The 12510-nt window shown below is 71.5% G+C and carries 10 protein-coding genes; 7 read left to right on the plus strand and 3 right to left on the minus strand.

Annotated elements, in window-relative coordinates; translation table 11 throughout:
• Positions 1 to 92: 92 nt before the first annotated feature.
• The 3 genes from AC067M_RS10725 to AC067M_RS10735 all read left to right on the plus strand — a co-directional run bounded on the left by AC067M_RS10725 (position 93) and on the right by AC067M_RS10735 (position 3505).
• Entirely contained in the window at positions 93 to 1055 is a 963-nt protein-coding gene (locus AC067M_RS10725; protein WP_478696646.1) for an ATP-binding cassette domain-containing protein, read from the plus strand.
• Positions 1052 to 1873: an ABC transporter permease gene (locus AC067M_RS10730; RefSeq protein WP_478696647.1), complete on the plus strand. Its 822-nt coding sequence runs from the start codon at positions 1052 to 1054 to the stop codon at positions 1871 to 1873. Before AC067M_RS10725 ends, AC067M_RS10730 begins: the two co-directional genes overlap by 4 nt.
• A 108-nt stretch (positions 1874 to 1981) precedes the next feature.
• Positions 1982 to 3505, plus strand: a complete 1524-nt coding sequence (locus tag AC067M_RS10735; protein WP_478696648.1) for a cellulase family glycosylhydrolase — start codon at positions 1982 to 1984, stop codon at positions 3503 to 3505.
• A 191-nt stretch (positions 3506 to 3696) separates the two neighbouring features.
• Here the strand turns inward: AC067M_RS10735 and AC067M_RS10740 are convergent, their stop codons facing one another.
• Positions 3697 to 4437: an SDR family NAD(P)-dependent oxidoreductase gene (locus tag AC067M_RS10740; protein ID WP_478696649.1), complete on the minus strand. Its 741-nt coding sequence runs from the start codon at positions 4435 to 4437 to the stop codon at positions 3697 to 3699.
• Between the two features lie 102 nt (positions 4438 to 4539).
• The gene (gene serC / locus AC067M_RS10745) at positions 4540 to 5658 is read right to left on the minus strand and encodes a phosphoserine transaminase (protein ID WP_478696650.1); all 1119 of its coding nucleotides are present in this window, start codon (positions 5656 to 5658) and stop codon (positions 4540 to 4542) included.
• 227 nt (positions 5659 to 5885) lie between these two features.
• Between serC and AC067M_RS10750 the strand changes: the two genes are divergently transcribed.
• The 4 genes from AC067M_RS10750 to AC067M_RS10765 all read left to right on the plus strand — a co-directional run bounded on the left by AC067M_RS10750 (position 5886) and on the right by AC067M_RS10765 (position 11776).
• The gene (locus AC067M_RS10750) at positions 5886 to 8750 is read left to right on the plus strand and encodes an FAD-binding and (Fe-S)-binding domain-containing protein (protein ID WP_478696651.1); all 2865 of its coding nucleotides are present in this window, start codon (positions 5886 to 5888) and stop codon (positions 8748 to 8750) included.
• Positions 8743 to 9501 carry a metallophosphoesterase family protein gene (locus tag AC067M_RS10755; protein ID WP_478696652.1) on the plus strand — a complete coding sequence of 253 codons (759 nt, stop codon included), beginning with the start codon at positions 8743 to 8745 and terminating at the stop codon, positions 9499 to 9501. The genes AC067M_RS10750 and AC067M_RS10755 overlap by 8 nt, the downstream gene beginning before the upstream one ends.
• Positions 9502 to 9565: 64 nt before the next feature.
• The gene (locus AC067M_RS10760) at positions 9566 to 10711 is read left to right on the plus strand and encodes a lipid II:glycine glycyltransferase FemX (protein ID WP_478696653.1); all 1146 of its coding nucleotides are present in this window, start codon (positions 9566 to 9568) and stop codon (positions 10709 to 10711) included.
• Positions 10712 to 10816: 105 nt separating this feature from the next.
• Positions 10817 to 11776, plus strand: a complete 960-nt coding sequence (locus AC067M_RS10765; protein ID WP_478696654.1) for an EamA family transporter — start codon at positions 10817 to 10819, stop codon at positions 11774 to 11776.
• An 18-nt stretch (positions 11777 to 11794) separates the two neighbouring features.
• Here the strand turns inward: AC067M_RS10765 and AC067M_RS10770 are convergent, their stop codons facing one another.
• Positions 11795 to 12190 (minus strand): hypothetical protein, encoded by a 396-nt coding sequence (locus AC067M_RS10770; RefSeq protein ID WP_478696655.1) that lies wholly within the window; start codon positions 12188 to 12190, stop codon positions 11795 to 11797.
• Between the last annotated feature and the right edge of the window lie 320 nt (positions 12191 to 12510).

The following is a 12510-nucleotide window of genomic DNA, read 5'->3' on the forward strand; positions in this document are numbered from 1 at the left end:
CGGCCCCTCCGGAAAAACTGAGTACATCGTACGCGCAATCGGGTACGGTGTACTCAATTCATGCTGTGCTCAATTCTCTGAAGGGGGGACCCATGAGTGACGCCTACGCCGTCCGCGCCGAAGCCCTGCGCAAGCACTACGGCGACAAGCGCGCCCTCGACGGCTTCGACCTGACCGTCCGCGAGGGCACCGTGCACGGCCTGCTCGGGCCGAACGGCGCCGGCAAGACCACCGCCGTGCGCATCCTGTCCACGCTCGTCCGTCTCGACGGCGGCCACGCGACGGTCGCGGGACTGGACGTGGCCCGGCAGCCGCGCGAGGTGCGGGCCCGGATCGGGCTGACCGGGCAGTACGCCGCCGTGGACGAGGTGCTCACGGGCCGGCAGAACCTGGAGATGTTCGGCCGGCTGTTCCATCTCGGGGGAAGCCGGGCCAAGTTGCGGGCCGTCGAGCTGCTGGAGCAGTTCGACCTGACCGACGCCGCCGACAAGGGGGTGGGCGGCTACAGCGGCGGCATGCGGCGCCGACTCGACCTCGCCGCGTCGATGATCCTCGCACCCGCCGTCCTCTTCCTCGACGAGCCGACGACGGGCCTGGACCCCCGTAGCCGAGGCGAAGTCTGGGAGTCCGTACGCGCCTTGGTGGCGAGCGGTACGACCGTGCTGCTGACCACGCAGTACCTGGAGGAGGCCGACAAGCTGGCCTCCCGTATCACCGTCATCGACCAGGGACGGGCCATCGCCGACGACACCCCGGACGGGCTGAAGAACCGGATCGGCGGCGACCGCATCGAGGTCGTGCTCGCCGAGCGGTCCGACATCCCGCGCGCGGTGAAGGTCGTCGCCCGCGTCGCGGACGGCGAACCCGAGTCGGACGAGACCGAGTCACGCGTCCACGCCCCCGTGACCGACAGGGTGGCCGCACTGACGGAGGTGGCGCGCACGCTCCAGGACGAGGGTGTGCGGGTCGAGGACATCGGGCTGCGCAGGCCGAGCCTCGACGACGTGTTCCTGCGCCTGACCGGACACCGCACCGACAAGGAGACCGCGGCATGAGCGCCATCGACCTGAGCACGCCGAGCACGCGCGGCGGCACGTACTGGCTGCTCGCCGACTGCTGGAACATCGTCCGCCGCGGACTGACCCACTATCAACGCCAACCGATCAACATCGCCTGGCAGTTGGGCTTCCCGATCCTGTCCGTGCTGCTGTACGGCTATGTCTTCGGCAGCGCGATGCAGGTGCCCGGCGGCGGGGACTACAAGGACTTCCTGATGCCGGGGATGTTCGTGATGACAATGGCGTTCGGCTTCATCAACACGGCGACCGTCGTGGTCTACGACTCCACCAAGGGAGTCATCGACCGCTTCCGCTCCATGCCGATGGCCTCGTCCGCCGTGGTTGCCGGGCGCGGGGTGACCGATCTGATCGTGGCTTGCGCGGAGTTGGGCATCATGATGCTCACCGCGCTCGCCATGGGCTGGCGGCCGGACGGCGGACTCGGCTTCCTGGCCGCCTTCGGGCTGCTGCTGTGGCTGCGGTTCGCGCTGATCTGGATCGGCGTGTGGCTGGGTCTCCTCGTCCCCAACCCGGAGGCTGCGGGCGGGCTGTTCGCGGTGGCCTTCCCACTCACCATGATCTCCAGCATCTTCGTCGCGCCCCAGCTGATGCCCGACTGGCTCGGCGCGGTGGCCGCCTGGAACCCGATCTCCTCGACTGCGGCGGCCACCCGTGACCTGTTCGGGACGCCGGTCGGTGGCGGCGACTCATGGGTGGAGCAGCACGCGCTGCTGATGGCGGGGATCTGGCCGCTGGTACTGACGCTTGTCTTCCTGCCGCTGGCGGTGCGGAGGTTCCAGAGGTTGAGCCGGTGACGTCGTAGTCCTTGACGGGCCGGTGTGTCCTGCCTTCCATAGGAGGTGCGGGAGTGGGAGCGCTCCCACTCGTTCCGGCCCGCGCCTCCCCGAGAGGAAGCAGCGACAATGTTCCGCAGCTTGCGAAAAGCGTTGTGCGCGATGGCGGCGGCGCTCCTGTTACCACTGGCGGGCGCGCAGACGGCGAAAGCGGTGGACGCCGCCGATGCCGGCGCCGGCTACTGGCACACCAGCGGCCGCCAGATCCTGGACGCGGCCGGACAACCGGTCCGCGTCGCCGGCATCAACTGGTTCGGCTTCGAGACCGGCAACAACGTCGTCCACGGCCTCTGGTCCCGCGACTACAAGAGCATGATCGACCAGATCAAGTCGACGGGCTACAACACCCTCCGCATCCCTTACAGCGACGACATCTTCAAGAGCGGCACCGTCCCCAACAGCATCAACTTCTCCAGCGGCAAGAACGCCGACCTCCAGGGCCTGAACTCCCTCCAGGTCCTCGACAAGATCGTGGCCTACGCCGGTCAGGACGGCCTGAAGGTCATCCTCGACCGGCACCGCCCCGACGGTGGCGGCCAGTCCGCGCTCTGGTACACCTCGGCCGTCCCCGAGTCGACGTGGATCACCAACCTGAAGTCCATGGCGACCCGCTACAAGGGCAACACGGCGGTCGTCGGGATCGACCTCCACAACGAGCCTCACGATCCCGCCTGTTGGGGCTGCGGCGACACCACCAAGGACTGGCGCCTCGCGGCGCAACGGGCCGGCAACGCCGTCCTGTCCGTCAACCCCGACCTGCTGATCTTCGTAGAGGGCGTACAGACCTTCAACGGCGTCTCCGGCTGGTGGGGCGGCAACCTGATGGGCGTCGCCCAGTACCCGGTCCAACTCGACGTCCCCAACAGGGTCGTGTACTCCGCCCACGACTACGCCACCAGCGTCGCCCAGCAGAGCTGGTTCAGCGACCCGGCGTTCCCCGACAACATGCCGGGGATCTGGGACAAGTACTGGGGCTACATCTTCAAGCAGAACATCGCCCCCGTGTGGGTGGGCGAGTTCGGTACGACCCTCCAGTCCACGATCGACCAGAAGTGGCTCGCCGCGCTCGTGAGCTACCTGCGGCCGACCTCGACGAACGGCTCCGACTCCTTCCACTGGACCTTCTGGTCCTGGAACCCCAACTCCGGTGACACGGGCGGGATCCTGAAGGACGACTGGCAGACGGTGGACACGGTCAAGGACGGATACCTCACGAGCATCAAGGCGCCGGGCTTCCCGAGCGGCGGGGGTGGCGGTGGCGGCGGTGGAGGCGGTGGCGGTGGCGGCAGTACGGCCGCCTGCACCGCCGCCTACACCGTCAGCAGCGACTGGGGCGGCGGCTTCAACGCCGAGGTGAAGGTGACCAACTCGGGGACCGTCGCGCTCAAGTCCTGGAAGGTGACCTGGACCTGGCCCGGCTCCCAGAAGGTCACCAGCATGTGGAACGCCTCCCACACCCAGAGCGGCGCGAGCGTCACCGCCTCCAACGCCGACCACAACGGAGCGGTGCCGGTGGGCGGTTCGGCGACCTTCGGCTTCGGGGGCGCGCCTGGGGGCGGGGGTGTGCCGAGTGTGAGCTGCACGGCGACATGAGAGAAGGGCGCCCGGTGAGCACCGGGCGCCCTTGCCGCGCACACGTCCCTCGGAGCGAACGAGAGGGGGCCGGCCTGGGTTTCTACCAGCTGATGGTCTGTCCCCGCGGGGTGACACTGACGGTGAACTCGTCGAGCGCTGGGGTGCCGGCGGCGTGACAGCGGCCTGGTTGTTTCTCGACAGCGTGTTGATCAGGTCAGGTTCAGGCCGCCGTCGAGCACGATGACCTCGCCGGTGAGGTAGGAGTTGGCGATCACCGACGCCACCAGGTCGGCCACGTCGGAGGGCTGGGCCGGACGGTGCATGGGTGCGCGGTCCCGCCACACCTCGTGCGCGTGCGCCCAGTCCTTCGTCATCGGCGTGTCCACCAGCCCCGGGGCCACCGCGTTGACCCGCACCTCGGGCCCGAGCGCGGCCGCGAGCAGCCGAGTCACGTGGTTCAGCGCGGCCTTGCTCGCCGCGTACGGTACCGACGAGCCCTTGGGGCGCACCCCGGCGTGGCTGGTGATGTTCACGATGCTGCCGCCCGCGGGGGATGTGCGCAGGGCCGGAAGTGCCGCCGTGCACAGCACCCAGGGCGCGATCAGGTTGACCTCCAGCAACTGCCGCCAGTCCGCCGGAGTCGCCGCGGCCAGGTCGTCGTGCGGGATCGGCCAGCTGATGCCCGCGTTGTTGACCAGCACGTCCAGCCGCCCGTACCGGCCGAGCGCCGCCTTGACCAGCCCCCGGGCCTCCTCCTCCACCGCGAGGTCCGCCCGTACGTACGCCCCGCCGAGCTCCGCCGCCAGCGCCTCCCCGGCCTCCGTACTGCGCCGCGAGTGCACGACAACCCGCGTCCCGTCCGCCGCCAGCCTCCGCGCGACGGCCTCCCCGATCCCCGATGTGGACCCGGTGACCAGGGCGACGGGCCGGTCCGCTTGTTCCATGCTCATCCTGCGGATCCTGCCACGGCGCTGCATGCGAGAGGGCGCCCCACGCGTGTGGGGCGCCCTCGTCATCGTTCGCCCCGTACGGGGGAGCCGTACGGGAAACGGCTACAACTTCTCGATCACGTAGTCGACGCACTTCGTCAGCGCCTCGACGTCCGCCGGGTCGATCGCGGGGAACATAGCGACCCGCAGCTGGTTGCGGCCGAGCTTGCGGTACGGCTCGGTGTCGACGATGCCGTTGGCGCGCAGGACCTTGGCGACGGCGGCCGCGTCGACCTCGTCCGTGAAGTCGATCGTGCCGATGACCTGGGAACGCTTGGCCGGGTCGGTGACGAACGGGTTGGCGTACTTGATGTCCTCGGCCCAGCCGTAGAGGGTGCGGGCGGAGGTGGCGGTGCGGCGGACCGACCAGTCCAGGCCGCCCTGGCCGTTGATCCACTCCAGCTGCTGGTTCAGCAGGAAGAGGGTGGCGAGGGCCGGGGTGTTGTACGTCTGGTTCTTGCGGGAGTTGTCGATCGCCGTGGGGAGGGAGAAGAACTCCGGGACGTGACGGCCGGACGCGTGGACACGCTCCGCGCGCTCGATCGCGGCCGGGGAGAACACGCCGATCCACAGGCCGCCGTCGGAGGCGAAGGACTTCTGCGGGGCGAAGTAGTAGACGTCGGTCTCGGCGATGTCGACCGGGAGGCCGCCGGCGCCGGAGGTGGCGTCCACGAGGACGAGGGAGCCCTCGTCGGCGCCCTGCACGCGCCTGATGGGCGCGGCGACACCGGTGGAGGTCTCGTTGTGGGTGAAGGCGTAGACGTCGATGCCCGCCTCGGCGACCGGCTCGGGGTGCGTGCCCGGGTCGGAGGAGATGATGTCCGGCTCCGCGAGCCAGGGGGCGAGCTTGGCGGCCTTGGCGAACTTGGAGCTGAACTCGCCGAAGCTGAGGTGCTGCGACTTGTTCTCGATCAGGCCGTGGGTCGCGACGTCCCAGAACGCGGTGGAGCCGCCGTTGCCGAGGATCACCTCGTAGCCCTCGGGGAGCTGGAACAGCTCGGCGATGCCCTCGCGCACCTTGCCGACCAGGTTCTTCACCGGGGCCTGGCGGTGGGAGGTGCCGAGCAGGGACGTGCCGGTGGCGGCCAGGGCGTCCAGCGCCTCAACCCGCACCTTGGAGGGGCCCGCGCCGAATCGACCGTCGGCGGGCTTGATGTCAGCAGGAATCTGGATCTCAGCCACGAAGCGAGGTTAGCCGGTGGAGGAAACCTCGGCGAAACCTCGTCCGTCGGGTGAGACGGTGTTGGTGTGGCCGTAGACCTGGGGGCTGTCGCCCCCAGACCCCCGCTTCGGCCTGAACGGCCTCGTCCTCAATCACCGGACGAGCTGAGAGGGGGTGGCTGATGTGGCCTCGTGCGCGGTCGCCGGACGCTCTGTGACGGCCTGGCGTGAGCTGGTTTGCTGGGGGCATGACGGATCTTGAGGCAGAGTTGCGCAAGGTCGTCCGGGGTGACGTCCGCTTCGACGTCACCTCCCGGGCACTGGTCACCATGGACGCGTCCAACTACCGGCGGGTCCCGCTGGGCGTCGTGGCGCCGAGGGACGGCGATGACGTCGCGGCCGTGCTGGAGGTGTGTCGTACGCACGGCGTGCCGGTCGTCCCCAGAGGCGGCGGTACCTCGATCGCCGGGCAGGCCACCGGCACGGGCGTGGTGCTGGACTTCACCCGGTACATGAACCGCCTCGTCTCGCTCGACGCGGACGCGCGCACGGCCGTCGTGCAGCCGGGGCTCGTGCTCGACCGCCTCCAGGAGGCCGCCGGCCCGCACGGGCTCCGCTTCGGTCCCGACCCGTCCACCCACAGCCGTTGCACGCTGGGCGGGATGATCGGCAACAACTCGTGCGGCTCGCACTCGGTGGCGTGGGGCACGACCGCGGACAGTGTGCGCGAACTGTCGGTGGTCACCGTGCGGGGGCGGCGGCTGCGGCTCGGGCAGGGGTGGGCCGGAGCGCCGGACGGGCTGCGGGAACTGGTCGACGGCGAGCTGGCCCGCCTGCGCACCGGCTTCCCGGAGCTGCCCCGCCGTATCTCCGGCTACGCGCTGGACGCGCTGCTGCCGGAGAAGGGCGCCGACGTGGCCCGCGGCTTCTGCGGCTCGGAGGGCACGCTGGGCGTGCTGACAGAAGCGGTCGTACGGCTCGTCGAGGCGCCACGCGCGCGTGCGCTGGCCGTGCTGGGCTACGCCGACGAGGGCGCCGCCGCCGAGGCCGCGGCCGGCCTGCTGCCGCACGGCCCGCTCACGGTGGAAGGCATGGCGGCCGACCTGGTGCCGCCGGGGGCCGGGCTGCCCAAGGGCGGGGCCTGGCTGTTCGTGGAGACCGGCGGGGAGTCGCCGGACGAGGCACGCGCGCGTGCGGAGGCGATCGTGCATGCCGCCGACGTCGTCGACGCCCTGGTCGTCACCGAGGCGGCCGGGCAGCGCGCCCTGTGGCGCATCCGCGAGGACGCGAGCGGCACGGCGACCCGGATGCCGGACGGGAGCGAAGCCTGGCCGGGATGGGAGGACTGCGCGGTGCCGCCGGCCCGGCTCGGCGCGTACCTGCGGGACTTCCGGGGCCTGTTGTCCGCCCACGGCCTGCGCGGCACCCCGTACGGACATTTCGGGGACGGCTGCATCCACGTCCGTATCGACTTCGACCTCCTCACCGAGACGGGCATCGGCCGCTTCCGCCGCTTCTCCGAGGAGCTGGCCGAGCTGGTCGTCGCCCACGGCGGCTCGCTGTCCGGGGAGCACGGGGACGGGCAGGCGCGGGCGGAGCTGCTGCCGAAGATGTACGGCGAGGAGATGGTGGCCCTCTTCGAGCGGGCCAAGGGGGTGTGGGACCCCGACGACCTCCTCAACCCGGGGATGCTCGTACGGCCCGCCCCCCTGGACGCCGACCTCCGCTTCTCCGTCCTGCCCCGCGAGCCCGTCGACGTCGCCTTCGGCTACCCGGCGGACGGCGGCGACTTCTCGGCGGCGGTACGCCGGTGCGTCGGGGTCGCGAAATGCCGTACGACATCCGTGTCGGGGTCCGCCGTCATGTGCCCGTCCTTCCGGGCGACCGGCGAGGAGGCGCACTCCACGCGCGGGCGTGCCCGGCTGCTGCACGAGATGCTCGCCGGTGAGCTGGTCACCGACGGCTGGCGCTCCACGGAGGTCCGGGACGCGCTCGACCTGTGCCTGTCCTGCAAGGGCTGCCGCTCCGACTGCCCGGTCGACGTCGACATGGCCACGTACAAGGCGGAGTTCCTCCACCACCACTACGCCGGCCGCCGCCGCCCGGCCGCCCACTACAGCATGGGATGGCTGCCGGTGTGGCTGCGGGCGGTGGCACGCAGTCGTACCGCGCCGGTGGTCAACGCGCTCGCCTCCGTGCCTGTGCTGGCGCGGGCGGCCAAGCGGCTCGGCGGGATCGCGGCCGAGCGGGGGATACCGCGGGTGGCGCCGGAGACGTTCAGCAGGTGGTGGCGCAGACGGGGGCGGGTCGCCCCCCACGGCGACCTCGTCGTCCTGTGGCCGGACACCTTCACCGAGCACCTGTCGCCGTCCGTGGGGCAGGCGGCCGTACGGGTGCTGGAGGCGGCCGGGTTGCGGGTGACGCTGCCCCCGCCGGTACGGCCGGCACCCCCACGGGGGCGGGACCGGTCGAGCGCCTGGGCCCTGCCCGCCCTCCTCCGTGGCCGGGGCCGCGTCTGCTGCGGCCTCACCTACGTGTCGACCGGCCAACTCGACCGCGCCCGCGCGGTGATGCGCCACACTCTCGACCTGATGGCACCGGTCCTGGAAACCTCCGCACCGGTCGTCGTACTGGAGCCGAGCTGCGCGGCCGCGCTCCGCACGGACCTGCCGGAGCTGCTGCACGACGACCCGCGCGCGGCCCGCCTGGCCGCGCGCGTGCTGACCTTCGCGGAAGCCCTGGAGCGCCACGCCCCCGACTGGACCCCGCCCCGCGTCGACCGCCCCGCCGTCGGCCAGACCCACTGCCACCAGCACGCGGTCCTCGGCGACGCCCCCGACCGCCGCCTGCGCGCCGCCGCGGGCCTGACCGGCGAGCTGAGCGGCGGCTGCTGCGGCCTCGCGGGCAACTTCGGCTTCGAGAGGGGCCACTACGATGTGTCGAGCGCCTGCGGGGAGGAGCAACTGCTGCCGTCGGTACGGGGCGCGGGGGAGGGAGCGGTGGTCCTCGCGGACGGGTTCTCCTGCCGTACGCAGCTGGAACAGCTGGCGGGGGTGCCGGGGAGGCACCTGGCGGAGGTGCTGGCGGAGGCGTTGGGAGAGATGAGTGAGTGAGCTGAGCCGGGTCGCCGTCCTCTCCGACATCCACGGCGTGTTACCCGCCCTGGAAGCCGTCCTCGCCGAGCCCGAGGTCGTCGCCGCCGAGCGGATCGTGCTCACCGGCGACATCACGGCGGGCCCGCAGCCGGCCGAGGTGCTGGACCTGCTGCGCAAGCAGGGCGACCGCGTGCTGTGGCTCGCGGGCAACGCCGACCGCGAGCTCGTCGAGTACCGCCGGGGCGACCGGGACGACATCCCGGACCCGATCGGCCCGTACGCCGCGTCCGCGCTCCGTGAGGACCAGGTGGACTTCCTCGCGGGCCTGCCCAAGACACTGACCCTGGACGTCCGCGGTCTCGGCACGGTCCTCTTCTGCCACGCCACCCCGCGTGACGACGAGGAGATCGTCCTCGTCGACTCCCGGCTCGCCCGCTGGTCGGAGGTCTTCACCGGCCTCGACACCGCCGTGCGCACCGTGGTCTGCGGCCACACCCACATGCCGTACGTCCGCCTCGCCCACGGCCGACAGGTGGTCAACCCCGGAAGCGTCGGCATGCCGTACGGCCGTCAGGGTGCCCACTGGTGCCTGCTGGGGCCGGGTGTCGACCTGAGGGTGACGCCGTACGACATCCCGGCGGCCGTCGCCCGGCTCGTCGCGGAGTGCGCGTACCCGGAGATCGCGGAGTGGGCCGACTACTTCCTGCACGCGCGGGCCACCGACGCCGACGCGCTGGAGGTGTTCGCGCCACGGGACGGACGGGGGTGACCTCCTAGGCTGGCAGGTTCAGCCGGTTCGGTTAACCGTCCAGCCACCGTGAGGAGCCCCACCCATGACCCTCCGCGTCCAGCCCATCGGCCGCGACGAGCACCTGGCCTTCGTCGCGGCCCGCGGCTCCGCCAGCCACATGCAGATCCCCTCCTGGGGGGACGTGAAGCCGGACTGGCGGGCGGAGAGCCTGGGGTGGTTCGAGGAGGGCGAGGGCGAGGGCGCAGGCGGTGGCGGGCGGCTCGTCGGGGTGGGGCTCGTGCTGCTGCGGCCGTTGCCGAAGCTGAAGAAGTACCTCGCCTACCTGCCCGAGGGCCCGGTGATCGACTGGTTCGCGCCCGACCTCGACCGCTGGCTGGCACCCATGCTGGCGTACCTCAGACGGCGGGGCGCCTTCTCGGTGAAGATGGGGCCGCCCGTCGTCGTACGGAAGTGGAGTGCGGACGCGGTCAAGGCGGCGATCGCCGATCCGGGGGCGCGGCGGCTGGGGGACGCGGAGGCGACCTCGCACGATCCGCGCGCCGTCGAGGTCGCCGACCGGCTGCGCCGCGCGGGCTGGCGGCAGAGCGAGCCGGGCGGCGAGGACGGCTTCGCGGCCGGGCAGCCGCGGTACGTCTTCCAGGTGCCGCTCGCGGGGCAGAGCCTGGAGGAGGTCCACAGCGGGCTGAACCAGCAGTGGCGGCGCAACATCAAGAAGGCGGAGAAGGCGGGCGTGAAGATCGTCCGTGGGGGCCTGGACGACCTGCCGGTCTTCTACGAGCTGTACACCGAGACCGCCGAACGCGACCGGTTCGTCCCGCGCCCGCTGCCCTACTTCCAGCGCATGTGGACCGCGCTCACCGCCGAGGACCCCGACCGTATGCGGCTCTATCTCGCCCACCACGACGGCGAGGTCCTCGCCGCCGCCACGATGCTGACGGTCGGCGAGCACGTCTGGTACTCCTACGGCGCCTCCACCAGCCGCAAGCGCGAGGTCCAGCCGAACAACGCCATGCAGTGGCGCATGATCTGCGACGCCCACGAGCTCGGCGCCGCCGTGTACGACCTGCGGGGCATCACGGACACCCTGGAGGAGTCCAACCACCTGCTCGGGCTGCTCCGCTTCAAGGCGGGGACGGGCGGAGAGGCGGTGGAGTACCTGGGGGAGTGGGACTTCGCGCTGAACCGGGTGCTGCAGAAGGTGCTGGATGTGTATATGGCGCGACGATAGAGCGTCAGGTGTTTATCGGGTTTACGGGCCTGACGTCAGTCCATTACCGTGGACTGCGCAGTACATCCAGATGAACGAATCCCCGAGCCCCGCACTGGAACGCCCGTGAGCACGCCCAGCACCGCCGCATCCTCCTCCTCCCCCCTCTCCACCACCCCCACGCCGACCGCCCCCGGCCCGGTGGGCGGCGGCCCGCGGGGGCGACGCTCACTCGGCCCTGTCGGCCTGGTCTTCGCAGGGGGCGTCTCCGTGCAGTTCGGCGGCGCCCTGGCGGTGACCCTGATGCCGCGGGCGGGCGCGCTGGGCGTGGTGACGTTGCGGCTGCTCGTGGCGGCCGCGGTCCTCCTCCTGGTCTGCCGCCCGCGCCTGCGCGGTCACTCCCGCACCGACTGGGGCACGGTCGTCGTCTTCGGCATCACCATGGGCGCGATGAACGGCCTCTTCTACGAGGCCGTCGACCGCATCCCCCTGGGCACCGCGGTCACCCTGGAGGTCCTCGGCCCGCTCGCCCTCTCCGTCCTCGCGTCCCGCCGCGCGATCAACGTCGTCTGGGCCGGTCTCGCCCTCGCAGGCGTCTTCCTGCTCGGCGGCGGTGGCTTCTCCGACCTCGACCCCGTGGGCGTCGCCTTCGCCCTGTCGGCAGGCGCGATGTGGGCGACGTACATCATCTTCAGCGCCCGCACGGGCCGCCGTTTCCCCCAGGCCGACGGCCTCGCCCTCGCCATGGGGGTCGCGGCGGTGCTGTTCCTGCCGCTGGGCATCGCGGAGTCGGGGACGAAGCTGCTGGACCCGGTGACGGTCGCGCTGGGCGCGGGCGTGGCGGTGCTGTCGTCCGTACTGCCCTACACGCTGGAGTTGCTGGCCCTACGCCGCCTGCCCGCGTCGACGTTCGCGATCCTGATGAGCCTCGAACCAGCCATCGCAGCCACAGCGGGCTTCGTCGTCCTGAACCAGACCCTGTCCGCCATGGAGGCGGCAGCGATCGCCCTGGTCATCGCGGCGAGCATGGGGGCGGTACGGACGCAGGTGGGGCGGGGGGAGGCGCCCCGCCCGGAGGAAGGCTGAGCCGGGCCCCGGCTCCGGTCAGCGTCCGGGGGCCTGGTTCGACGGTGAGAGGCCCGCGAGTCCGGCACGCACGACGAACGTGAGCGCGCTCGCCCCCATCAGGAGGGCGACCACCAGGATCCAGTACCCGAGCGTCCGCCCGTGCCACAGCGCGATCCCGGACCCGATCACCGCCCCCACGGGCATGCCGAGCACGGGACGCCAGTCGTTCGTACGGAGAGCCGCAAGGAACCCCGGAACCAGGCCGAACCCGCAGATCATCACAGCGGCGAAGTACTTCAGCACCTCGGGCGACCCCGGGCAACGACTGCGCTCGCCCGGGCATCCGGTGTGCTCCACCAACCCCGAGACACCCCAGCCGAGCCCCGACACAGCGACGACGAACAAAGCGAAGCCCACACACTTAAGGACCATGCGGGAAGCCTAGGTCTGCGCGTCCGCCCGGTACAGGTGTGGCCGCCATCGCCCTGTGGGCAGCGAGGTGGCCGTTGAGGCCGCCCGCTTCTTTGCCAGTGTCGTGCTTCCGCGCCCCGAGTAAAGGGCGCTTCGCGTCGCCTTCGGCGATGGCCCTTCGAGCCACCCTTGACTCGGCTCGCTCCAGCACGGGTGAGAAGCGAGCGGGTGGCCGGGGGAGGAGCGGGTGGCTCAGGTATGCCGGTCCCTTGAGTGGGTTGCGTTGCGGGCCGGGGTTGCGGGACGCGGTCGCGCCTCGGCTGCACGCCGGGTGGGTTTGG

Source organism: Streptomyces sp. NPDC043427 (assembly GCF_056436655.1).

Excerpts from the sequence above, each read along its gene's own strand:
- AC067M_RS10725 (WP_478696646.1), top strand. The coding sequence starts at position 93 with ATGAGTGACGCCTACGCCGTCCGCGCCGAAGCCCTGCGCAAGCACTAC.
- AC067M_RS10730 (WP_478696647.1), top strand. The coding sequence starts at position 1,052 with ATGAGCGCCATCGACCTGAGCACGCCGAGCACGCGCGGCGGCACGTAC.
- AC067M_RS10735 (WP_478696648.1), top strand. The coding sequence starts at position 1,982 with ATGTTCCGCAGCTTGCGAAAAGCGTTGTGCGCGATGGCGGCGGCGCTC.
- AC067M_RS10740 (WP_478696649.1), bottom strand. The coding sequence starts at position 4,437 with ATGAGCATGGAACAAGCGGACCGGCCCGTCGCCCTGGTCACCGGGTCC.
- AC067M_RS10750 (WP_478696651.1), top strand. The coding sequence starts at position 5,886 with ATGACGGATCTTGAGGCAGAGTTGCGCAAGGTCGTCCGGGGTGACGTC.
- AC067M_RS10760 (WP_478696653.1), top strand. The coding sequence starts at position 9,566 with ATGACCCTCCGCGTCCAGCCCATCGGCCGCGACGAGCACCTGGCCTTC.
- AC067M_RS10770 (WP_478696655.1), bottom strand. The coding sequence starts at position 12,190 with ATGGTCCTTAAGTGTGTGGGCTTCGCTTTGTTCGTCGTCGCTGTGTCG.